This window comes from Bacillus sp. CCB-MMP212 (genome assembly GCF_022748145.1).
In the GTDB taxonomy this organism is placed as follows: domain Bacteria; phylum Bacillota; class Bacilli; order Bacillales; family Bacillaceae_G; genus Bacillus_A; species Bacillus_A cereus.
The window spans coordinates 108029-131209 of the sequence record NZ_JALDQE010000008.1; the positions used below are offsets into that span (position 1 = coordinate 108029).

Consider the following 23181-nt stretch of genomic DNA (forward strand, 5'->3'; position numbering starts at 1 on the left):
TCATTCTAAATTTGTAACTTGAGAAGCAATAAAAGCTATATTCATTCGTAAAATATCAAGAGCAAGTGGATAATAGATATGCTCAAGAGTATCGTTTGCGGTATGGTCATTAGGATTCAAAGAGTCTTCGCCCTCTATTGTTAAAACAGCAGGGATCCCCTTATTAAGAAAAGATACATGGTCGCTATCAAATGGATTTAGAGATACCTTGACATCGAGATTTGTATATAAAGATGCTACATTTTTTAATCCATTAATGAGCTCTTCAGATAAAGGTGAACCTTCAATTAATACTGCTGGTGTCGAAGTATTTAATTTTCCTATCATGTCCATATTAATAACTGCTCGAATGCGATTTTTATCTGGAGTAGTTAGGTTCTCAACATATTGTTTACTACCTAATAATCCTTGTTCTTCTCCTCCAAAAAGGATAAAACGTAGATCATGTTGTACGGGAATGTCTTTGAATACACGAGCAATTTCCAAAACTCCTGCACTACCACTGCCATTATCATCGGCTCCAGGAGCATTAGATGAAGGCCCTCCACTATGGTTAACAGAATCAAGATGTGCAGTAATAATAATTAAGTGTTTCTCTTCATCAGGATTTGTACCCATTTTATTTGCGATAACATTTTGGCTATTTTCATTGTTTACGCGTATTGTTTCGCTACTAGTTGTATATCCCATTTCCTTTAATATCTCACGAGTCCATGTTGCGGCTTCTTCATAAAAAGAGCTAGTAGAAAACCTTGTTGGATATGAAACTAAATGGGTTAAATATGATTGGAACTGATTTTCGCTTACTTGATTGACTAGTGATTGTATAGAATTTACAGTTGTAGAATGATTACGAAAACTGCCGGAAACAAGTAATTCGTTTTCAGGATCATTAGTACCACCAGGGAAAATAGATGTTTTCATTCTTATAGTTTCACCACCTTAATTATATTTTTGCTTAGAAAGCAGTATTTCAAATATAACTTGTGAACGAACTCATTTGTTTATACAAGTATTAAATGGAAAATTTGCATTTATCATGGTTAATTATTTTTTGATATATATATATGAAATTACATGAAACTCTTGGATATAAATACCATTTGGGAGTGTTGCTTAAATCTTAGATAATCCTCGAAATTTTCAGGGTTAGAGAAATATAAATATCTTATTTTAAAAATGTATTAGAATAAATAAAGAATATTAGATTTTTGTAATGTAAAGAAAGAGAATTTAAAAAACTAATTTGATAAAGATATTGAGTTGTATTAATTTTATAATAACTGAACGAAGTACAGTTATAGATGGCTGGAGAGTTTCTAAAAACTAACTTTTGATCTTATGTGGAATGATTACAAGAAATGAAAAAAGGATTAGCTCATATTATAAGATTATTTATAGACTAATTATGCTCCATAAGACGATTAAATGCTGCATTTGCTTGAATCATATCAGCACCGGTATTTGAGTCCCAACCAGGTTCCTCTAAGTTTTTTGCTGTATCCATTAGCGCTTTTTTAGCTTTATTCTATGTTAAATCAGGATTAGCTTGTTTAAGAAACGCAACAACTCCAGCAGCAACCGGACAAGCAGCTGAAGTACCAGTATTGTTGTGATGATAACCAGTAAAGTGAGTAGGTGCACAGAAATCTGGTTTATGTTCATCAAAATTAGCTGGATCCTGAGCGTTATATCCTGCACGAACATCATTAATATTAGCAGCACCTACTGTCATTACTAATGGATGTCCATTAATTCCATGTATACTCTTTCCGGGGCCATTCGTTCTACAATAATTAGGATTTCTACTTCCACAAGGATCTTCACAGTTACCGGCTGAAAATAATACTAATATGCCTGTTTAAATTGCTTCTCAAATCATTCGATTCATCGAATGATTTGAGTTATCAGTGGCCCCTGGAATTGCACCTATCCCCTCATGAGCTGGAAAGTATTTGAGGAGTCCCATTGCGACGAAGCTGTTGAATTGCCCAATCATAAGCTTCAATTACTACATCTAGAAAAGATTCTTCTATTCCTTCTTTTTCGAAGATACGAATATCGAAAAGTTTTGCGTTTGGTGCAATACCAAGTGTATCAGTAGATGTCATATTTCCATGACATGCTTTTTTATCTGTATAAGTTCCCCAATCTTCTGGGAACCCTCCAATCACTCGTTTAACTAAAGGAAGTGTCCGATTATTCGGATTTTCTCGTTCTGCAGCTGATAAATTTTCTTCTTCGGCATAATAAAAGGCATTCCTTATGGAGTGCTTTTATTACGTGAATAATTGTAATAGTACTTCCGGTCAGTCCGGTAGCACCAATAGTACCCGTTGAACCTGTGTGACCAGAAGGGAATTGAAAAGGTTGCATAGGTGGAAGTGTGGGTCCAATCGAATCGGGATTAAGTACTGCAAAAGATAAAAACTTGTCCAATATAATTCACCTCTAAAAGTTCTTATTATTAATAGAAAATACAATGATAGAGCAAAGTGAAATGGACAAGCGATTTTATTTTGAAAATTAAACCAAATAGTTATTTAACTAAAAGAACCCCCATTTATCTCTGGGGTTTCTAAGGGGAAGCGGTAAGTAATGGCATTCGACTAATTGTTTTAACCTTACTAGAAGCTTTCGAGTTGTACAGTGCTAGGCATTTACAAAGTTTTCAATATCCTCCAGTACAGAAATTGTGACAATGACATCTAAAGGGGATGCTGAATTGACGTGAAGATGGAATTCTACTCCACCCGAACTACCTGGTCCACCTTCGGGATCATGCGGGCCGATATTTGTTACAAAGACATTAGCTTCACCTAAGTGGGGACGACCAGCAGAACCAAAAACCCCTCCGGAGAATCGCCATTCTGCAGCAGTGATTACAACTGCAGAGTTTTGTCTAATAGGGGGCCAGTTAAAGTTTCTCCGTACTCTGCCTTGTACGCCTCGGTAGAGAACACGAATTGAGCGAGCCATGCTCTATTCCTCCTTTATTCGTTAGGGTCTTGTCAACATTTCGGAATTTTTGTTCTAAAATGCTTGATGCAGTTACTTTCTTTTTATGTCAAGGTTTGTATACTTCAAAGCAAATGTTCCCTAACTATTCATTAAAAAATGTATTCTTAAAATCATATTTAATATATGAACCGATAAGAACTATTATTTAGAGAAACACCAGTGTATTTAACATCAGTCACAAAACAAATGGAAAGCACTGTGAAATTTAGTGTTAGCAATGAAATGCAATTACAAGATAAGCGTTAGCGAATATAAAAATTCAATCTTCTAGAGGACGGAAAAATTAGTAGTTTTTATTAAAATTCATATTTAAATAAATAAGAAGCTAACAAAATCCAACTTCTCGGCTCAAAAGAGAGAACGAAGAAAGATTATTGTATCTGCAGTATTGACAGGATTTTGACTTTTATTTAGCGGAGGGAATATTGTGGTATCTGGTTGAATTGTAGTCAAACATCTTTGTTCTCAGCCTATTTTGGTGATTATACAGTAGATTATACTCTTCCACTAAGTTCAGCAGCTGTGAGATGTCCATTCATAATTGTACTTTCAAAAGGGAATACCATTGTAACAATTTCTTGACCTGCTTGATCATGGTCAACTTTGTGTATAAATACACGTGTGCCAGCAGGAATTACATGTCCTATCTGGGGGACTTTTATAGGTTTTAGAGTAGTAAAAAACTCTCCAACTAATCTTTCGAATATACGAAATTGATATGAATTATTATGATAATGGTATGGTTGAAAATTCTGATACATAAATGTCTTACCTCTTTCTTGTTTTAGATTTATCTAATATATTTACCTATATATTCATTGGTTCATTTCATGTATAGGCAGAAAACATAATGGTGGGAAAGATTAAATGAAAAAGAATAAAATTTGTGTATATTGGTTTGTGATCGGCAGAAATGAGAATTATCTCTATATAGAGTATTAGTTGTAATTTTTAATTAAATAAATCTTTTATAGAAAAGAGGAATGCAATATAGAATTAGTTATAACGCGTGTATTACACTTAGCAAATGGATTTAGAAAAGGAGGACTGACTAACTATGGAGTACAGAAATTTTACTACTTTTGGTTGTGCATTTTTTACTTGTTTTACGGCGTGTTAGATGGAGTGGACTAAGCATCGTTTTATAGGAATTAGGCACATGCACATATGTTGGTCTAAATAATATTATATGAGAGGCGAATGAAAAAGCGAGGAGTGATTGGTAATGAATAATAATTACTGGTATCTTAATCCTGAAAGCAGGTTTTTAAATAATCCTTCAGGTGATTTACCTAACGTTAATCTAAATCACCAAGCATTGATGTCTCAATATAGGGATGAAAGGACGTTAGGTGCAGAAAGAGGAAGAATCTCATTAAAAGCTACTAAAGGAACTGGAATTGATCTCGGCGATGGTTTTGAGTCTTTTAAGTGGGAAGGTGTGGATATTGGTACTAAGGGGAAAATTAGTACAGTTTTTATGATAGCACCTGACATGAAAGTCATTAATGCAGGGTGGGCTACAGTATTATCAAATACGGCTTTGCGAATAGTGGATCATTTTCCATTTGGAATAGGGACATGGGTAATTACCCTAGTTAATGAAACTCCAAAAGATTGGGATCCTAACCCACAATCACTTATGTTTTACTTAATAGCAAAATCTTAAGGAAATCTAAATTATTCACTTTGTATAAAGAGAATTTGTACTGTTAAAGGGTATTTAAGGTTATTGTAAGATAAATGAAAGTTGCCTGAAAGAATCCCAGTTTAATATAAAAGTATGAATTGATACAGGAGGGATGAAATAATGTTGAGGAAACTGGGAATAGGTTTAGTTACTTCCGTGATTTTGTTAAGTACAAATGGTATAGCTGATGCGTCCAATAACAGCGTATATGTAAAAAATAAAATAGTATCAAAGAATACAAAAAAGTGCAATGACTGTTGGCGTGTCGGTCAATCTAGAACAGAAGATGGAGTTGCAGCAAAGCATACAACAATAGATGGAGAAAAAGTTGTCAAATATACAGTACAGGGCAATGGAAAGGTTAGAATGGATGTCATTGGTAAAGGATTTGCTGAAATTAAAGTAACTAGGGAGAATGGGAAAAGTGTATATTATCAGTTTGAGGTAATTTAATTAGTAATCAAATATAGGTTTTCATTTTAGAACGTTGCCTTCCTATAATTAGGAAGGCTTTTATTATTACATAAATAGGATAAAATAATAGTTCGCTAAATTGGCTAGGAACATAACTAAAAATGTCAGAGGAAATTTAGTAAATTGTTTCACATGAATCATCTTCTCTTGTTTGGATTAATACATATTAAAGTTTATTCTTTGCTTTTCTTTAATTTTAAGGAGTATTTTGTTTGCTTAGCTTGATAGCAATGTGTTGTCCCACTTATCATTATGACATTTGCACTGGCTATGGCTAAAAATGAATATAATAAGATTTTCTATGTAAAAGAAAAAATCTTAATTAGTTAAATTAGAATTATTTCTATAATTTAGATAGATGAGATGAAGAGGTAGTTTAATTAGTTGACTATTTGAGCTGCATATTGTTCTAAATTTGCGAGTGGCTCCCAAAAAGAAGGAATCGTTGACGTACCACATGATAAAGTGAGAAGCTTTAAAATGTTTACCTTCGTCTAAATACAAGTTATACACACATATATTGATCTTATTAAGGTATATATTACACATAATATTATGTTAAAGGTGGCGAATTGTATCATGAAAGATTTTGTTCTCGAAAAAGAAAACATTATTCGTAAATATGGTGAATGGACCGCTTATGATATTAAATTAACGGATACTCTATATACAAGAGATATTCGACAACCAAATCCTGCATTAAAAAAAATTGTGACAATGATTCAAGATATCACACAATGTGATTTTAAAAATCTTCGAATCTTAGATTTAGCTTGTTTAGAGGGGCATTACGCTATTGAGTTTGCTATGCAAGGAGCAACTGTTGTAGGGATAGAAGGAAGAGAATCAAACATACAAAAAGCTATATTCGCTAAAGATTTATTAAGGTTGGAAAACTTAACCTTTTATCAAGATGATGTAAGAAATTTAAGTGCTGAAAAATATGGTCAATTTGATATTGTTTTATGCTCTGGTATTTTATATCATTTAGACTGCTCAGATGTATTCCCCTTTTTAGAAAAAGTGTATGAAGTATGCAAAAGGTTTGTAATAATTGATACTCATATCACTTCTACTCCTAATGTATCAGTACTTTATAAAAATTATGAATATAAGGGACACACAATGCTAGAACACTCTGCTAATTCATCAATAGAAGAACGTTTAAAATCAAAATGGGCATCATTAGATAACGTTACCAGTTTTTGGATGGCAAAATCCTCTTTATACAATTTTTTAACGCGAACAGGTTTCTCTTCTATAAATGAATCCAGAAGTTTAGTTCAAGAAGATAGGATTACTGTTGTAGCTTTTAAGAAATATGCTATAGAAATTAAAAGCTCTCCTGAAACAGAAAAATACATTGAACCCGATTATTTAGACTGCTAAAAATAACACGTTTAAGTTTAATATTCTAATCAATCTGTATGAGGTAAAACTATATGTCATTTAAGCTAAAATCTTAAAGTAGCCCTAAACAAAATTATTAGTTTTCCAAAAGCTATTTATATAAATGCAACTCGTTGTTTCCGTTTTGGGGCACTATAAAGTTTTAGCTTTATATAGATGGGATAGCACCACATTGCTATCATCTTAAAGAAATACTTCCGAAAACAAAAAATGAAAAGAATAATAAAAAAGCTTATCATTACGTTTTAAAGGATAAGCTTTTTTATTTTAGTTTAATTACAAGTTTTGAAATTCTTTTACTACTTTCATAATAAACTTAAAGATGCTCTTTTCGACCTTGTAAAAGTAACCCTTCATTATTTAAAAGCCGTGATATACCAAATAGCAACAACATTTCCATTTTTATCGAGTACTCTGCCTTCAGCTGCTCCTTCTTCATATGCTGTTACTACACCAGTTTTAGGGTTTACATAAATTTTATTTTCACTAAATAAGACATATTTGTATTGTTTTCCGCTTGGCGTCATTGACCAAGGTTTCTCCACTTTAATATGCATAAATTCACCTTGCACGTCAGATACTTGATAAACCGATTTTGTTGATTCTTGATTGTTTACTGCAGCGTGAGTTTTAGTAGTAGCAAAAGTTCCTAAACCTCCAATTCCAATGGTAGCTGCTAACGCAATTCCAACAAATTTTTTCATGTGATAATGCCTCCTTTTTTAATTCATACCTGTATATTAAACGGTTAGTCTTTCATGTCACTTTCATTTACCTTACAATAACCTTAAATAGATTTCGAAAATTCTGACTGATGCGAGGGAGAGTATGAAAAAAAATATATTAATTGTTGATGATGACAAAGATATTATTGATCTTCTAAAGCTTTTTTTAGAAATGGAAAATTTTTTTGTTGTAGAGGCTTCAAATGGTGACGTTGCCTTAAAGTGTCTAGAAGAAAATCATATTGATTTAGCTATTGTTGATATTATGATGCCTAAAATGGATGGTTATCAATTAATTAAAAAGATTCGTGAGACGTTACAATTTCCAATACTTATATTGTCAGCCAAATCTCAAGAAGTAGATAAAATTATAGGTTTAGGGATTGGAGCAGATGACTTCATTACAAAGCCATTTAGTGCTTTAGAAATTATAGCTAGAGTTCAAGCTCATCTTAGAAGGTCCTATGAATTTAATGATAAGGCTGTAGAAGGTAAGGAGAAGCAAATTCATATGGGTGATTTAGTATTAGATCATCATTCTTGTACACTCTATAAATCAAGCGAATCCATTTCTCTCAGTGCTACGGAATATAAAATCTTAACCCTTTTTATGGGAGAACCAGGGAGAATATTTACTAAAAAACAAATTTTTGAAAATGTATGGTCTGATTATTACTGTGCAGATGATAATACGATTATGGTTCATATTAGTAGACTACGAGAGAAATTAGAGGATTCTCCTAAGAATCCAGTTTATATAAAAACGATCCGGGGACTTGGGTATAGATTTGCTAGGAAGGAAGAACTTTATGAAAAATAAAGTTTTATATATCTTAATTAAAAATTACGTTATATTTGCACTAGCAATAGGTTTCACGGTGATAATCTTATTTATATTTTTGATGTACCAAACAGAAAAGCAACTAGGAGAGCTAAATAATTTAAAAGCAAGTGAAGTAGTGCGTGAAAACTTTAAAACTATTAATTCAGAATCAATAGAATCATTTGGTGGTTGGGTAGAAATTCTTAATGAAAATTTACAAGTTATCTATACCAAAGGGGAAAAGAAGGATAAGCTTTTATCATATTCACAAAGAGAATTTACTACTTTATTTTTTGATAATGATCAACTTCCTTATTATTCATCTGTAGCAACATTTGTAACGGAAAAAGGTGATACATTATATTGCCTTGTTAAGGTTCCTAAAAAAGCAATAAAGTATGAATATACGTTTTCTGATAAAAATGAGGAATACGTATATGTTTTTTATAAGATATTTTTTTCTACAATCGCTTTATTTTTTGTATTTTTCTCTATGAATGTATATATATTTAGTAGGCAAATTGCTAGGAAAATAACCAGGCCATTGGATAAACTAGCAACTGGATTTGAGGAAATTGCTAGTGGGAAATATGATAAAAGGTTAAACTATGAAACATATTTTGAGTTAATGCAAATACAGCATTCGTTTAATGTTATGTCGGAAAAGCTCGATAAAATAGAGAAAGAGAAGAAGAGGTTGGAAGAAACCAAACAGCAGATGCTTGTAGATTTGTCTCATGATTTAAGGACACCAATTACAACCGTTCAAGGTTATGTTGAAGCATTACAACTAGGGATCATTACAGAAAAAAGTGAAAGAGAAAGAACTTTGAATGTAATATATAATAAGATTCGAATCATTGCGGTATTAACTGAAGATATTTTTGAACTGTCTAAATTAGAGCATTCTGATTACCCTTTTGAAGTACATCCAACTGATGTATCTGAGTTTATTCGTGAATTGCTTGTAGAATATTATGATTTATTCCAAGCCAAGCGCTTAATCCTTCAATATCAAATTCCCTCTAAAGAAGTGATTGCTCCAATTAACAACAGGTTACTATACCGTGCTATCTCTAACATAATATCTAATGCTCTACAGTATAATACGGCAGGTACGACCGTGTTTGTATCGTTAATTGAGGATGAAAGCAAAGTATATATAAACATTATAGATAATGGAATTGGAATACCTGAGGATATGAAACAAAGTATTTTTGATGCATTTGTTCGAGTAGATGATTCTCGAGAAAATAATGGGGGATCAGGTCTTGGATTAACTATTGCTAAGCATATAGTAGAAAAACATGGAGGGAGCATAAATTTAGATAGTACAAAGAAAAAAACACATTTCTGTATTTCTTTACCTAAATGCAGTGTGTAAATATCTTATGAAAAGTGTTAGTAAGTTAAATGGTTGAATAAAGAGAAAACGCACGATTTAGTTCTTTTAAATTTAACTCTGATTCATATGAAATTGTATAAACATAGCAACTTAAAACTGCTCTTCTTTTTGTTAAACTTCGTGACTTTATCGGAAATCTATATTAGCATTTATGTATATGAAGTAAGCATAAAAGGAGATACCATATGAAAATAACAAAAATAACATGTAGTATGATGTTTAGTTTAATACTATTAACATCATGTGATATATCGGATAAAGAAATTAAACAAAAAGCTCAAAGTTATACAAAATCGCAGTATGGTTTTTCTGTTAAACTAAATGAAGTTGAAATACCGGGGAATTATAAAGATTTACTGGGGCCAGATGTACGGATAGCTCATGTACAGCAAGTAAATGAACCGTATTTGCAGTTTCAGCTAGCTTTGGATGGACGAATCTCTCCAAAAGTAGATAGTGATAATTATAAAATCAAGAAAGAAGCGAATGATGTAAAAGAAAAGTTCAATACATATTATGCTGGAAAAGAGAATAACGATATATTTACGTTTGAACAAATGTATACGGGAAATATTGTTTTTGATAAAAAAGAAGAAACAGAAAAAGAAAAGAAAAATGTAAAGAAATACGTTACGGCAGTTTTTAGAAGTAATATATTTTTGGATGTAAACAATCCTGTGCATATGGAAAAATTAGCAGAGCTGGCAAGAAGTATTCAAGAATTTAATAAGACAAATGGAAATAATAAGAGTAGCGTGGAAGATATAACGATTCAGTTGCCAAATGCAGATAAGGAGCTATTACAGAGCATTGCAGTAGATTATATATTAACAGCTGATGATGCAAAAAAAGCTCTTGAGAGAAAAGAGCATTATATGGAAGCTTTACTGCTTACAAAATAAAAAAGGGGCTCATTTCGATTTCTTGTTTTATCATTTTAGTCAAGGTGGTTCTTTTAAAACCTCGTATAAGTAATCAGTACGATAAAATGGGAGACATTAGTCATTGCTTATTGATGGTAAAGTAGACGTATATCATTTAATAAAGAACCCATGCAACAATACAAATAATAATTTGTATGTGAACGTAAAAAACACCAAGATGGCCCTGGAGAGGAGAGGGGCAGTCTTGGTATTTTATAGTTAAGATTACGATTTTTTAAGTAATTTTCATATTCTGTTCACCACACTAACATCAAGTCCTTTAATTCAATCGTTTCAAGTTCGCAAGTGTATTCTTCATCTTCCACATATCGGTGGGTAATCTTTGTATAAACTGATCTTATCTCTAAATCAGAATTGTTACCCCATCACCATCAAGTTAAAGTTTTTTAGGTCCCAAAAATGAAAAATATGCTATTCCATTTGTAGAATTATAGGAAGGGTGGCGTAACCTTAAGTATTTAAAAATTAAAAAAGTCCCTTAATCATGTTAAAGGGAACTTGCTCACGCAAATGATCTGTAAATCAATTCATTTTTGATATACAGATCATTTGTATGATAATTTTTATAAATAATTGCTAAATAGTGAATTTACATAAATGCTTTTAGAAGTTCTTGAATTAATGGGATTGCGCCACCTATAAATTTTAAAACTGCCATTGCGATTTCCATATTATTCGCTCCTCTTTTTTCTTATTAAGATGTGGTGAATCTTTATATTCTTATTATAGTAAGCGTTTACAATTATAACAATACATTTATTTATGCAATATTGCATATTTATACATTAGGCCTCTATTAGCCATTTTTTAATGTTACCATAGCAAGGTGAGAGTCTATAAGGGTTCTCCTTAATAGGAGGAAATATGGAAAGAGTGCAAGCGATTTACAGTAATCAAAAATTTAAGAGTTGGGTTAAACAGGTATTAGCTGTAGGAGGAGTAATAGGGTGCTGCTATTTGGTGTTATATGTTTTCTGTTTCGTAGTTATCATGTAAATATTATACAACTAAACTAGTAGAGTCTTGCCGAGGGAGGTAAGGCTCTTTTATTGTATGTATGTAGTACCTGGAAATAAGCAAACTACATACAATACCTCTCAGGTTTTTCAGATCACTTTGTATGGTTCCTTGTTTAGAACACTAATTCCTAGCATTGAAAACAGAATTCTATTGATAAAAAATATGTTCTTACTAGATACATATTAAAAAGACAAGCATAAATTATATTAGATTTTGGCAAAATCTTTTTGACTTGGAAAAGGATTTAAATCTTACTTATAGATTTGATTCCTTTTCATATACCATAATCCTTATATTGCTACGTAAACATAATACAGTAATAATGATTTAAAAGCAAGAATTTTAGTAGCGTTACGTTCACACATCCCTCAACTTAAGATTTTAAAGTAGCTCTTAAAAAAGTTCTTTTTTTAATTCCCTCTAATTATAATTTGATAAAATTAAATACTAATATTTGTAATGGTTAAATTGATATTTCTATAAACATGTAAGTTACTTGATGATCGCGTGTTTTTCAAAGTTGAATATCCAAAGATGACCATCTCCATCAATTGAACGATACAGATAGCGCTATTCTCCTTTCAATTGGATGCGAATTTCACATTTATGAACCCAACGCATGATCGTTGTTGGATGAATTGATACACCACGTTCTTTCAGAATTTCAGATACATCTCGATAACTTAAAGAAAAACGAAAATAGTAGCCAATGGCTATCAAAATAATGTCTTGCTTGAATTCTTTTCCTTTAAAATATCAAACTTTTGATTCTCCCATATTCTTTTTTCTAAAGTATAGTTTAACTAGGGAAATTTTGAAACAGAACTAAATTTTCTCAATATGAGGGCACACATAATTTGGGTTTGAATATTCCAAAAACAAATCTGCTAATTTACAATGATTTTAGAACGATAGAACAGTAAAAAATGTTGAATTAAATTCTTTAGTAAAGGGGTTCATAAATGAAAAAAATACCTTTCTTTCTAACGGCTGTATCCTTATGCATAGTTATATCGGCTTGCTCTAATCAAACGAAATCTGAAAAAGAGGTGATATCTGACAATAAAAAAGCTCCTATAACCGAAATTAATGCGATACCTAAGCCTTATACAGAACCATTAACACAAGTGGGACAAGAAGCAAAACATCCATTTGGAACAGTTATTTTAAAGCAATTAAGTGAACCTCATACAATGATAGAAGCAGGGCCTCTTCGTATTCAAGTGGAAAGAATTAAGGTTATTGAAAGTACAGAAGTAAGTGAAGTTGGGATATATAACTTAAAAGAGAGAGGGTTAAGTACAGAGAAAATGAATGCAATACAATTCACAACAACTTTAGAAAACACTTCGAATCAGGAACTTGATTTAGAAAAAGGTCCTTTTAAAACACTTGTTTTAAGTAATGGTGAACAAGTAGATGTATATAAAATGAATGCGGATCCAAAAGATAGAAGTCTAAAGGGGAATGAGAAAATAAAGCTAACACTCATATGTTTCTTATCTCAAGCCCCAAATGATATTAAAAACATAAAAGTAATTACTGATGTGGTACGAGATCAACAAACTAAAAGTCAGTTAAGTACATTAACCACTACAGAGATTACCATGTAAACAAGAAAACAGCCTCATTAGGCTGTTTTCTTTTATTTCCAAATTAAAAATTACAATATCCAACAACTGGACTAGACGATCCTGTTTTAATGAAATAATCAGGAGCATAGCCATAGCTAACACCGCCACCATAGCCATTATCATCTACATAATCCCAAACCTTACTTCCCATATAAGATTCGCCATTCACATAGCAATATAACCAAAGTTGAGTCCCATCTGGGATATTCGATTGAGTTCGTGCACCATTTATTGTTGGAGTTGTACGGAGATCTAGGCCAGAACCAGTTTTTTGGACCGGATAAAAAGCAGCTTCCGTTACTGATTGACTTGCAAATAAAATTGAACCTGCTACTGCTACTGAAGCAATTGATAATGCAACTTTTTTAAACATGTGTTACCTCCTAATAAATTATATTTTATTGCAAATGGGGAATCCCCCTCATACCTATCAAGTAAAAATTTCTCTTTATTTAAGATTGGTAAATATGAGGGAGATTCCTCTACTCTCTTATAAATTAGTAGAATGTATGTTGACAAATATGAGATAAAGTTAATGCCTACATCTTTATAAATGCTAAAGCTATAATTTAGAAAAACATAATCTTAGGTAAAATCAAAGTTCTCATTTATTATTTTTAAACCATGTTTGAAATGTTTGTAGAGATTGCTCCCCTAAGATTCGATTTACTTCTTTTCCATCCTTATAAGAAATAATTGTCGGCGTTCCTTTTATTTGGAACATATCCCACCCTTGTTTATACTCTTCCAGATTAAGAACTTGCATATTAATTTTCATATTTTCTGCCATAGGAACTACAATTGGAGAAACCCTTAAACAATGTGGACATGTTGTTTTATAGAAATAAACTATTTTTTCTTTATGATTTGATAGATCCTCTTGCAATTGTTCGGGGGTAATTTGATTCTTATAATAATTTACTTGCTCTGTACCTGTAGTTTTTTCATTTTTTGTTTCTTTATTTGTCAGAATAATAACTAATGCAAATATTGATAAAATAGCAATAATAAAAATTAGCATTTTTTTCATATACTGTTTCGCTCCTTGCTTAATTTCATTAGAGTAAAGCTACAAATGATAATAATAAGAAAGGCTAATAGGGCAAGAAAGGGTATTGTAATAAAACCAAACCCGTCTAAATAATCTTCTGTACAGGAAATTCTTCCACATGATTCTGCATTTTCCAATGAAAAAGGAATTATTTGAAGTAAATAATGATATGTTGCTATACATGCACCAACAATAGAGAAAATTAAACTGTAAATGCCAATTTTATAATCTTTTCGTATAATTGCTGTTCCTAATAATAAAACCAGTGGGTACATGAGGATACGTTGATACCAGCATAATGTACAGGGTTCATATTTCATTATTTCAGAAAGATACAAACTTCCGAGGGTTGCAACAAAAGAAACAGACCATGCACTGAATAATATGTAATCTAGTTTTTTTTCAATACTATTCATGAATTTTACCTTTCCTATTTAAGACATGGAAATTATTTCAAAGATTAATAATCTTGGAGGATAGAATGTAAAAAGTAAGATTTAATAGAATAATTAGCTCAAGGATTATTATAAAATACGCTCTGCTTTTTTGTATTGAGAAAATTCTGAACTTAAAATCAGATGAACGAAGATAAATTGATTCTGGTGCAAAGTTTTCTAAATAAGATACTTTAAAGGAAATCAATTTAAACAAGATATTATTTTGGTAGCCGTCGGCTACTATTGTCGCTTTTATTTAATAGAAGGTAATTTACGATTAAATGAATTCAAGAAATAACTATAAAAATAAATGGTAGTAATAAAGGGGAATAAGCATGAAAATATGGGTATTAAAGAGAGTATTAGATAACTATGAGTCTTTCCAGTTATTAAATTTTGAAGAAGACCACAAAAAATATATAGATGGAAAAATAAATTCGATAACTCATTTAACAAATTCATGGGGAAATATATATATATTGTATTGAAGGAGATATTCATAGTGATTTCCCTAAATTTTGGGGAGGAACTGGTGTACCAATGATTAGTGAAAAAGCCAAGCAAGTACTTGAACCTTTAGTAGGTGATAATGTTGAATTTTTACCACTCTTACGCAATTCAACTAGTGAGGTATATTACTTGGTCCACGTGTTGAATGTACTAGATGCAATTGATGGAGATAAAGCAATCTTTAAAAAACTGATTACAGGCCTTATAGTAGGTTGTGAAAAGTTCGCATTTGATTTTAATATAGTTCAAAATGAAATGATTTTTAAAGTTTACATAAATGGAAAAATTCATCCGACGGTTGTCTTTATTTCAGACGAGTTGAAGGCTCTTATTGAACAAAGTGAATTAAAAGGCTTTGAATTTATTGAAGTATGGGATTCGGAAGAGGGGGCCTAAATAATCTAATAAGATGCTCCTATATCTAATAGAGTAAAAATAATTAAATTCAAGAAACTTACACTATCGAAAAGAAATTTAACTATTAAATCTACCATATGCATAAGTCGATTATAAGATCAGGGAAATTCAAATATATGTAAATATTCTACATTTTTGTAAAATGCATTCATTGACACTTGTGTATATAAGTAACTATACTCGTTACATCAAATTGAATGCATGATAATACGATTTCATTATTATTACAAACATGTAAATATAAAAATAGAAAATCTCAATTTGATAAATACAATGGTAGAGGTGTTTATTTTAATGAAGCACAAATTAATTGCAACAGGTATCCTTGCAGGAGCTATATTATCCTATTCTTCTAATATTTTAGCAGATACTCATAAATTCCCTGATGTTCCTACGTGGGCTGATAAATCCGTTAATTATTTAGTTGATAAACAGGTATTAAATGGTTATCCAGATGGAACTTTTGGTTCAAATGACTCATTAGACAGAGCTTCGGCTACAAAAATTATGACAAAAGTTTTAGGTATACAAATTGATTCTAATGCAAAACCATCTTTTACAGATTCACAAAACCACTGGGCTACTCCTTATATTGCTGCTGCTGAAAAAGCTGGGATTGTTAAAGGTGAAGGTAATGGAATCTTCAATCCATCCGGAAAAGTAACTCGCGCTGCTATGGCTACGATGTTAGTAAATGCATATAAACTACAAAGCACAGCAAATCATAACGAGCAGGTTAGATTTGAAGATTTAAAAGGTCATTGGGGAGAAAAATATGCCAATATTTTAATAGATTTAAAAATTTCTAATGGTACCGAGAACGGTTGGCAACCAAATAGATTTATAACACGTGCTGAAGCTGCTCAACTTACTGCAAAAACAGATATGTTACAACAAAATTTAAACGATGAAAAAGAGAGTATTACTGCTACCTCATATGAAGATTTAAATTTAACAGTGGCTTCGAAAATTACAGCTCAAGAGATTGATAGTTTTATTGCGAAATATCATTCGGATAGTCCTTTAGTTGGACATGGGCAAGATTTTATCAATGCGCAAAATCAATATGGCGTGAGTGCTCATTATTTAGCAGCGCATGCGATTTTAGAATCTGGATACGGAAAATCAGAAATCGCATATCAAAAACATAATCTATTCGGTCTACGTGCATATGATGGAGATCCGTTTAAATATGCGAAATATTTACCAAGCTACGGCGATAGCATTGCTTATAATGCTAATTATGTACGAGAAAGATATTTAGAAGAAAGTGGAATGTATTATAACGGGCCAACATTAACTGGCATGAACGTGAAATATGCATCAGATAAAGGCTGGGCTACAAAAATTGCGGGTATTATGGAACGTATTAAACCGTTTCGTGTAGAAGACTATACATATGCAAAAAAATTACCAAAGAATCTTGAAACATTAGATGTCGACGCGTTATCTAATGAAATTCCATATAAAATGTATGCAGACGGTTCAAGGTCAAATGTTGTATCATCAGCTGCTTACTACCAGGTACCTTATCCATTTAATTTAAAAATTAAAAGTAGACCAGATGTAGCTGTCGAGGAGAATAAAGTTGGTACAGTAACTCCTGGAACAACCATCTTTATTTATCGTGAAGATCCAAATGGATGGGTAGAATTCTCTTTTGAAGCTAATGGAGAAAAATACTGGACATTAAAAAGTAAATTAAGTATGTAATTAAAAAGATCTATTTCATTACTTTTAATCGTTTAAATAATAATCTCATATAATTGAGAGATAAGTTTTTTACTTTCTTAAAATAAAGTTATGTATACAAGAAAAGTTAGAGAATTATTTTCTCTAACTTTTCTTCGCTAGTATTTGAAATTAAAAAGATGGTGGAGTTACTCCAAATATAACAGTGACTTTGTTTAAAGAAGTGTTTTCCCATTTATGCTTTGCATAAGGTGGGATTTTAACACTATCACCTGTATTGAGAAGTAAAACCGCATCATTTAGATATAGTTTCACTTGTCCTTCCATAATAAATGCTATTTCTTCCCCTTTATGTGCCACAGGCTCCATAGATGAAGCAGTTTGAGGTAACAGATTCATTAAAGCCAATTCTAGTGCTCCATCTAAATTAGGAGATAATAGCTCATACGAAACATTGCCGCTTTCAGGAAAAGTTATTTTTTTCCTTTGGTTAGCTCGTACAACTAATTCTTCTGTATTGGTATCCTCTAAGAAAAAATTAAACAATGGAATATTTAATGCTACAGAAATTAATTTTAGTGTTTGTAATGAAGGATTTGTGATTCCTTTTTCAATCTGACTTAACATGGAAGGTGTTATATCAGCTAACTCTGCTAAACGCTTACTGGTTAATCCGGCACCTTTTCTAAATGCCCTAATTTTGTGACCAACATTAATATCGTTCATATATGTAATCCCCTTTAAATAAGTAAATGGAATTAAATTATTATTAATTTTATTTACTTATACTTAATATATTGTTAATATATACTTAATTATAATAAATTATGATTAATTTTAAAACATCATATGTACATATGGCAGCAGCTGCGAAAAAGTGGGAAAAAGATTTACTTAGAAACAAAGGGGCTACTATTTTTGAATATACAGCTGGTTATAGTAAAGCAATAGAAGAAGGAGGAACATAAGTTAATAAGAATCAAATGTGCTATTTTATTAATGATGAAAAATCAAAGCATGTATTTTAAGGTAATGCAGTAGTTGCTACTCGTCTAAAAAATTGATATACAAATAAAAGTTGATGGATCGCATCCTCTATTTGTATATCTACAATGTGGAGTAGGATTTGGTGGAGTTTCGTTTAGTTTGAAAATTATGGTATGGGATCATGTACATGTAATTTTTGCTGGGCCTACCCATTCTCCGTATATGCTAATAGGTATGATGACCGGGTTGTATGATGGGATTTCCATACAAGATTTTTAATGAAAAGGATTCTAATAAGTAAAGGACAACTTAAGAGTAGACTTCAATGCTGTATTGTAAAATTTTTAAGGAAGTGAAAATAGTATGAAATCAGCTTTAAATAGTATTGTGATCTCCTCAATTCTTGCAGTAGGAGGGATTCTTTCGCTTTTGTTTAATTTAATGGGGGATCAAGATTGGATCTGGAATTGGGTAGGGCTATTACTGGCATATCTATCTTTGGGCATTTTAATAGGTTTATATAATAAAACTGTGGATCACAAAACATTTCCTAAAATACTAAAAAGAACTTTGTTTATTTCCTTTAATGCTACTATATTAGGGATAATAATAGGGGTAACATACCAACTATTAGGAAAGTGGAATCTTACTATAATGATGTATTATTGGTTGATAATTTTATTACTACATTTAATTACTATAATAACATTAGTCATCCTAGTATTGGAAAACCGTAATAGTAAAAATTACAGCTTACTATATAGTTTTATTATACTTTTAAACATTGTCCTTACCTTAGGACCAGTATTATTTCCAGTTGTTCTAACTATTATAGGAAATGCCATGAACGCTAGTGCAGGGCACTAATTTTCACCTATATAGATTATTAAAATGATTAGTCCAAAATTGAGATTGGTTAAGTTAAAAAACTTAATAAGCTAATAGGATAATAAAACTAAACGACATAAAGTGGAATGATTTGATAGAAAGAAGATTATAATATGAAAATTAAGCTTAAGAAAAAGAGAATTATAAGTGTATTGTTGGCTATTACTTTAGTAGCAATAGGGTATTACATGTTTCAATCTATTACGAATCCTAAGCTGGTAAATGCGGAAGAGGCAAATAGTGTTCAACAAGTGAGCAGTCTACCTAAAAATGAATTGAAAAAATCGATACCTAATCGTTTTGATGGTAAAGAAAGAAAAGTTGCATATTTAACTTTTGATGATGGACCAGGAAAATATACAGCTAATCTATTAGATGTATTAAAGAAAAATGATGTGAAAGCAACATTCTTTTTAATTGGCGCTAATGTGAAAAGGTTCCCAGATTTAGTGAAACGAGAGCATGTAGAAAACCATTATGTGGGCATGCATAGTATGACACATGATTTTAAAAAGTTATACACCAATCAGGAATATGTGAAGGAAATGAAAGAAGATCAATCTTTAATTAGAAATGTTATTGGAAACATACCAAAATTAACACGTCCACCATATGGATCAATGCCTGGATTAAATGAATCACTTCGAAATGAAGTGGTCGGAAATAGATTAAAAGTATGGGATTGGACAATTGATTCTTTAGATTGGAAATACAATAAATTACCTGTTGATGTAGCAGCTGCAAAAATTGTTCAAAATGTCTTAGCAGGTGCGACGTCTTCAAAAGAAATTGTTTTAATGCACGATATTCATCCACAATCTGTCGTGGCAGTTCCAGCAATTATAAAAGGATTAAAAGAAAAAGGGTATGAATTTGAAGCTTATGATGAGAATAATCATTTTCCAATAAACTTCTGGCATGATAATCGAATATAAAAAGATATGTATGAGTTAAAAGAAAATCAGAATGGAATAAGCAAATCATATAGGGTTTAAATATTTGTAAGAGCGTGTTTAGATAGATGAAACACGCTCTTTTTACTGGGCTATTTTATTGTAGATTTAAGTATAGGCTTTCTAATTTCAGAAAAATTTATATGATTTTTTCATTCATTTTTACATAAGCGTTGGATATTTCGTATGTTTGTCTAGAGTGAAAAGAACTCATAAAAAACCGCCATTATTCACGTTCTTCTTCATATAATTGCACCGCACTTATTTTTTGTATGTGGTTAAAACTAGTTTTTAAGAAGCATATGTTTTAGCAACTGCAGAAATTCTGTATCACTTTTATCATCTTTTATATAATCCTGTTCGTAGTTAAAAATCATTCGTACTAACATAAAAGCTGTAAGCGGTAATGGGACCTTATGCAAAGCTCCTTGCTGATAACCTTTTTCAAGTAAATTACTTATCATGTTAATTGCTTCTTCTTCAGATTGTTTAAAACAAGTTGTAATTTCAGGTGAATGGTACTCTTTATATTCTTGAAAGAGTGTAGAAACAAATGGATCTTGATGATATTCTAGGCTGATATAATGAAGAATTTTTTGTATTCGAAGTAAAACATCTTTTTCTTCTTTATATAAATTAAATAATTGTGAGCGCTTAAGCTGAATATGACGCATATAGCAGTCGCATAATATTTCAGTTTTATCTGTATAGTAATAATAAATAGTACCTTTACCAACTTTAGCTGTCTTTGCAATTTCATCAACCGTTGTGTTACGGACACCACGCGTAGAGAACAGTATTGTGGCAGATTGAATGATTTTCATTTTTTTATTTTCTTTTTCTAATTTGATCATTGTCTACACCCTATCCTTGAAATATTTAGCGAAGTTTTCTGTCTTTACATTCTGTATTAGTTCATTTCTAATTTTGTAAATCCTAATAGAAAGTCCTCTATTTGCTTCTTATAGAATAACATACACCATTCTTATTTCTAGTATATAACTATAATAGAATGCAACTGTATCACTTAGGATGAAAATGAAAGTTTAAGGTAATAAATTTTTAATCGGACGATGAGAATTCAAGTGAAAGGGGACAGTGATTTCTTTCTTGATTGAATTATTTGATTTTTTATTCAATTCATTTTATTATATAAACATGACTAAAAGATGTTTTTAGTCGGATTTTTTTACGGAAAACCGACTGATATTTGATTTTAGTCGGTTTCTATACTATTTGAGAGAAGGTAGACACTATGTGTGGAATTGCAGGGTGGATAGACTGGTCTAAAGACCTGTCTAATGAACAAGAAACGTTAAAAAAAATGACAGATGCTATCATTCACCGAGGACCTGACGCAGAGGGGCATTGGTTTTCAAAACGAGCGGCATTAGGTCATCGACGTCTCATCGTCATTGATCCTGAAGGTGGCCTTCAACCTATGCTGTATAAAGATGGAAATAATACGATTGGCCTTACGTTCAATGGAGAAATTTATAACTATCAAGAATTACGTAAAGAACTTGAGGAGAAAGGTCATGAATTTCAGACCAAGTCGGATACAGAGGTATTACTACACGCTTACTTAGAATGGCAAGAAGATTGTGTTCAACACTTAAATGGGATTTTTGCTTTTGGTATTTGGGATGAAAGATTTGGGAAATTGATGCTTGGTCGTGATCATCTAGGTGTGAAGCCTTTATTTTTTGCTCAAAGGGGAAGTGCAGTTCTCTTTGGTTCAGAGTTAAAAGTTTTACTTTCACATCCACTTGTAGATGCAGAGGTAGATAAAGAGGGACTTTCTGAAATTTTCTGTCTTGGACCAACACGTACTCCTGGTCATGCTATTTTCAAGGATATACATGAAGTGCGTGCTGGCCATTATATGACGTTTACCTCTAATGGTTCGAATACGACACAATATTGGAAACTTGAAAGTAAAAAACATGTAGATGATATTGATACAACAGTCGAGACAATCCGCTCCATTTTACAAGATACGGTTAAACGGCAGTTAATTGCTGATAAACCAGTGGTATCTATGCTTTCCGGAGGTTTAGATTCCAGTGGTTTAACAGGTTTAGCAGGAAATGAATTTGGGAATAAAGGGGAACGCCTTCATACATATTCCCTGAATTTCATCAATGATGAAAAGGACTTTGAGCAAGACTTCCTTCGTTTTGATCGTGATGAACCTTGGGTGAAACGTGTGGCTGAATATGTAGGAACAAAGCATCATTCTATAGAGTTAGGATCAGATAGTTTAATAGAGTATTTATTAACTCCAATGCGAGCACGTGATCTACCTGGAGTTGGAGAACTAGAAACGTCTCTTTATTTGCTATTTAAGGAAATGAAGAAAGACGCAACAGTTGCACTTTCAGGCGAATCCGCAGATGAAGTATTCTCAGGATATCCATGGTTTCATCAAGAGAAGTTTCTAGATGCAGAGATATTCCCTTGGAGTGTTAATTTATGGTATAGTACAGAAATTTTATCAGAGGATTTTAAAGCGAAGATTAGCCCTGAAAAATATCAAAAACAAAAATTTGAAGATGCGGTTGCTGAGGTTCCCTTTTTAGAAGGTGAAAGTGATCTGCAAATGAAGCAACGTCAAATGTCTTACATGTTTATTACTCGTTTCTTGCCATTTATGTTAGAACGAAAAGATCGCACAAGTATGATGAATGGCTTTGAAGTACGAGTTCCATTTTGTGATTACCGGCTTGTAGAATACTTATGGAATGTCCCGTTCGAAATGAAAAGCATAGACAATATTGAAAAAGGTATTTTACGTCGAGCTTTTGAAAATGTACTTCCAGAAGATGTACGTTATCGCAAAAAAAGTGCATATCCAAGCACAAAGGATGCCTCTTATCTACAAGGTATTAGTGATTGGATGTTACATGTGTTGAACAATCCTGAATCACCTATATTGCCATTAATTAATGTAGAAAGAGTTCGTGCTATTGCAGAAGGAAAAGACGAAGTAATTTCAGGTAATGATGCCCGAGGTATAATAGATTATTTACTTCAAGTTAATGGTTGGCTTCAGGAATATAATATTAAATTAGTATGGTAGATGTAATTTTCAAATAAA

23 protein-coding genes and 5 pseudogenes are annotated in these 23181 nt (G+C 31.7%); 14 read left to right on the plus strand and 14 right to left on the minus strand.

Features of this window, described 5'->3' with window-relative positions; genetic code table 11:
* The 6 genes and pseudogenes from MRP26_RS21480 to MRP26_RS21505 all read right to left on the minus strand — a co-directional run bounded on the left by MRP26_RS21480 (position 1) and on the right by MRP26_RS21505 (position 3782).
* Positions 1 to 924, minus strand: a complete 924-nt coding sequence (locus MRP26_RS21480; protein ID WP_153582664.1) for a M28 family metallopeptidase — start codon at positions 922 to 924, stop codon at positions 1 to 3.
* Positions 925 to 1528: 604 nt separating this feature from the next.
* Positions 1529 to 1855 (minus strand): S8 family serine peptidase, encoded by a 327-nt coding sequence (locus MRP26_RS21485; protein ID WP_197242059.1) that lies wholly within the window; start codon positions 1853 to 1855, stop codon positions 1529 to 1531.
* 82 nt (positions 1856 to 1937) lie between these two features.
* Positions 1938 to 2174, minus strand: a complete 237-nt coding sequence (locus tag MRP26_RS21490; RefSeq protein WP_197242040.1) for a hypothetical protein — start codon at positions 2172 to 2174, stop codon at positions 1938 to 1940.
* A 124-nt stretch (positions 2175 to 2298) separates the two neighbouring features.
* Positions 2299 to 2439 (minus strand): annotated as a pseudogene (locus tag MRP26_RS21495) (exosporium leader peptide-containing protein); the annotation flags it as partial.
* Positions 2440 to 2652: 213 nt separating this feature from the next.
* On the minus strand, positions 2653 to 2979 hold the full coding sequence (locus MRP26_RS21500; RefSeq protein ID WP_016078275.1) for a hypothetical protein: 327 nt from the start codon (positions 2977 to 2979) through the stop codon (positions 2653 to 2655).
* Positions 2980 to 3515: 536 nt separating this feature from the next.
* Positions 3516 to 3782 carry a hypothetical protein gene (locus MRP26_RS21505; RefSeq protein WP_197242042.1) on the minus strand — a complete coding sequence of 89 codons (267 nt, stop codon included), beginning with the start codon at positions 3780 to 3782 and terminating at the stop codon, positions 3516 to 3518.
* Positions 3783 to 4246: 464 nt separating this feature from the next.
* Between MRP26_RS21505 and MRP26_RS21510 the strand changes: the two genes are divergently transcribed.
* From MRP26_RS21510 to MRP26_RS21520, 3 genes are all read left to right on the plus strand, one after another.
* On the plus strand, positions 4247 to 4690 hold the full coding sequence (locus MRP26_RS21510; RefSeq protein WP_242806880.1) for a hypothetical protein: 444 nt from the start codon (positions 4247 to 4249) through the stop codon (positions 4688 to 4690).
* A gap of 141 nt (positions 4691 to 4831) precedes the next feature.
* On the plus strand, positions 4832 to 5164 hold the full coding sequence (locus tag MRP26_RS21515; RefSeq protein ID WP_242806882.1) for a hypothetical protein: 333 nt from the start codon (positions 4832 to 4834) through the stop codon (positions 5162 to 5164).
* Between the two features lie 600 nt (positions 5165 to 5764).
* Positions 5765 to 6574, plus strand: coding sequence for a class I SAM-dependent methyltransferase (locus MRP26_RS21520; protein ID WP_242806884.1), 810 nt, complete (start codon positions 5765 to 5767; stop codon positions 6572 to 6574).
* 377 nt (positions 6575 to 6951) lie between these two features.
* On the opposite strand, the gene MRP26_RS21525 is transcribed toward MRP26_RS21520, so the two are convergent.
* On the minus strand, positions 6952 to 7299 hold the full coding sequence (locus tag MRP26_RS21525; RefSeq protein WP_242806886.1) for a hypothetical protein: 348 nt from the start codon (positions 7297 to 7299) through the stop codon (positions 6952 to 6954).
* Between the two features lie 124 nt (positions 7300 to 7423).
* Here MRP26_RS21525 and MRP26_RS21530 point away from each other — a divergent pair, with 124 nt between their 5' ends.
* From MRP26_RS21530 to MRP26_RS21540, 3 genes are all read left to right on the plus strand, one after another.
* Positions 7424 to 8140 (plus strand): response regulator transcription factor, encoded by a 717-nt coding sequence (locus MRP26_RS21530; RefSeq protein ID WP_097920827.1) that lies wholly within the window; start codon positions 7424 to 7426, stop codon positions 8138 to 8140.
* Complete coding sequence (locus MRP26_RS21535) at positions 8130 to 9527, plus strand: sensor histidine kinase (RefSeq protein ID WP_197242045.1); 1398 nt, start codon at positions 8130 to 8132, stop codon at positions 9525 to 9527. The genes MRP26_RS21530 and MRP26_RS21535 overlap by 11 nt, the downstream gene beginning before the upstream one ends.
* 206 nt (positions 9528 to 9733) lie before the next feature.
* Positions 9734 to 10450 (plus strand): hypothetical protein, encoded by a 717-nt coding sequence (locus tag MRP26_RS21540; protein WP_097962054.1) that lies wholly within the window; start codon positions 9734 to 9736, stop codon positions 10448 to 10450.
* A gap of 631 nt (positions 10451 to 11081) precedes the next feature.
* On the opposite strand, the pseudogene MRP26_RS21545 reads toward MRP26_RS21540, so the two are convergent.
* Positions 11082 to 11268 (minus strand): annotated as a pseudogene (locus tag MRP26_RS21545) (hypothetical protein).
* A 761-nt stretch (positions 11269 to 12029) separates the two neighbouring features.
* Positions 12030 to 12238: pseudogene (locus MRP26_RS21550) on the minus strand (IS6 family transposase); the annotation flags it as partial.
* Positions 12239 to 12474: 236 nt separating this feature from the next.
* Between MRP26_RS21550 and MRP26_RS21555 the strand changes: the two are divergent.
* The gene (locus MRP26_RS21555) at positions 12475 to 13125 is read left to right on the plus strand and encodes a hypothetical protein (RefSeq protein ID WP_097962053.1); all 651 of its coding nucleotides are present in this window, start codon (positions 12475 to 12477) and stop codon (positions 13123 to 13125) included.
* A gap of 43 nt (positions 13126 to 13168) precedes the next feature.
* Here MRP26_RS21555 and MRP26_RS21560 read toward each other — a convergent pair whose 3' ends face one another.
* From MRP26_RS21560 to MRP26_RS21570, 3 genes are all read right to left on the minus strand, one after another.
* Entirely contained in the window at positions 13169 to 13519 is a 351-nt protein-coding gene (locus MRP26_RS21560; RefSeq protein ID WP_087947821.1) for a hypothetical protein, read from the minus strand.
* A 231-nt stretch (positions 13520 to 13750) separates the two neighbouring features.
* Positions 13751 to 14176, minus strand: a complete 426-nt coding sequence (locus MRP26_RS21565) for a thioredoxin family protein (protein ID WP_065705094.1) — start codon at positions 14174 to 14176, stop codon at positions 13751 to 13753.
* Positions 14173 to 14613 carry a disulfide oxidoreductase gene (locus MRP26_RS21570; RefSeq protein WP_001084323.1) on the minus strand — a complete coding sequence of 147 codons (441 nt, stop codon included), beginning with the start codon at positions 14611 to 14613 and terminating at the stop codon, positions 14173 to 14175. Before MRP26_RS21570 ends, MRP26_RS21565 begins: the two co-directional genes overlap by 4 nt.
* Before the next feature lie 202 nt (positions 14614 to 14815).
* Between MRP26_RS21570 and MRP26_RS21575 the strand changes: the two are divergent.
* The 3 genes and pseudogenes from MRP26_RS21575 to MRP26_RS21585 form a co-directional block, all read left to right on the plus strand.
* A pseudogene (locus MRP26_RS21575) lies at positions 14816 to 14893 on the plus strand (IS6 family transposase); the annotation flags it as partial.
* 76 nt (positions 14894 to 14969) lie between these two features.
* Positions 14970 to 15540 (plus strand): annotated as a pseudogene (locus MRP26_RS21580) (imm11 family protein).
* Between the two features lie 315 nt (positions 15541 to 15855).
* Entirely contained in the window at positions 15856 to 17274 is a 1419-nt protein-coding gene (locus MRP26_RS21585) for an S-layer homology domain-containing protein (protein WP_242806888.1), read from the plus strand.
* 150 nt (positions 17275 to 17424) lie between these two features.
* On the opposite strand, the gene MRP26_RS21590 is transcribed toward MRP26_RS21585, so the two are convergent.
* Entirely contained in the window at positions 17425 to 17979 is a 555-nt protein-coding gene (locus tag MRP26_RS21590; protein WP_242806890.1) for a helix-turn-helix domain-containing protein, read from the minus strand.
* A 101-nt stretch (positions 17980 to 18080) separates the two neighbouring features.
* On the opposite strand from MRP26_RS21590, the gene MRP26_RS21595 reads away from it, so the two are divergent.
* The 3 genes from MRP26_RS21595 to MRP26_RS21605 all read left to right on the plus strand — a co-directional run bounded on the left by MRP26_RS21595 (position 18081) and on the right by MRP26_RS21605 (position 20063).
* On the plus strand, positions 18081 to 18221 hold the full coding sequence (locus MRP26_RS21595; protein WP_098855337.1) for a serine dehydratase: 141 nt from the start codon (positions 18081 to 18083) through the stop codon (positions 18219 to 18221).
* A gap of 382 nt (positions 18222 to 18603) precedes the next feature.
* Positions 18604 to 19107 carry a DUF3902 family protein gene (locus MRP26_RS21600; protein ID WP_242806892.1) on the plus strand — a complete coding sequence of 168 codons (504 nt, stop codon included), beginning with the start codon at positions 18604 to 18606 and terminating at the stop codon, positions 19105 to 19107.
* A gap of 134 nt (positions 19108 to 19241) precedes the next feature.
* On the plus strand, positions 19242 to 20063 hold the full coding sequence (locus MRP26_RS21605) for a peptidoglycan-N-acetylglucosamine deacetylase (RefSeq protein ID WP_242806893.1): 822 nt from the start codon (positions 19242 to 19244) through the stop codon (positions 20061 to 20063).
* Between the two features lie 302 nt (positions 20064 to 20365).
* Here MRP26_RS21605 and MRP26_RS21610 read toward each other — a convergent pair whose 3' ends face one another.
* On the minus strand, positions 20366 to 20935 hold the full coding sequence (locus MRP26_RS21610) for a TetR/AcrR family transcriptional regulator (protein ID WP_000593069.1): 570 nt from the start codon (positions 20933 to 20935) through the stop codon (positions 20366 to 20368).
* 401 nt (positions 20936 to 21336) lie between these two features.
* Here MRP26_RS21610 and asnB point away from each other — a divergent pair, with 401 nt between their 5' ends.
* Positions 21337 to 23163 carry an asparagine synthase (glutamine-hydrolyzing) gene (asnB, locus tag MRP26_RS21615; protein ID WP_063549749.1) on the plus strand — a complete coding sequence of 609 codons (1827 nt, stop codon included), beginning with the start codon at positions 21337 to 21339 and terminating at the stop codon, positions 23161 to 23163.
* The last annotated feature ends 18 nt before the right edge of the window (positions 23164 to 23181 follow it).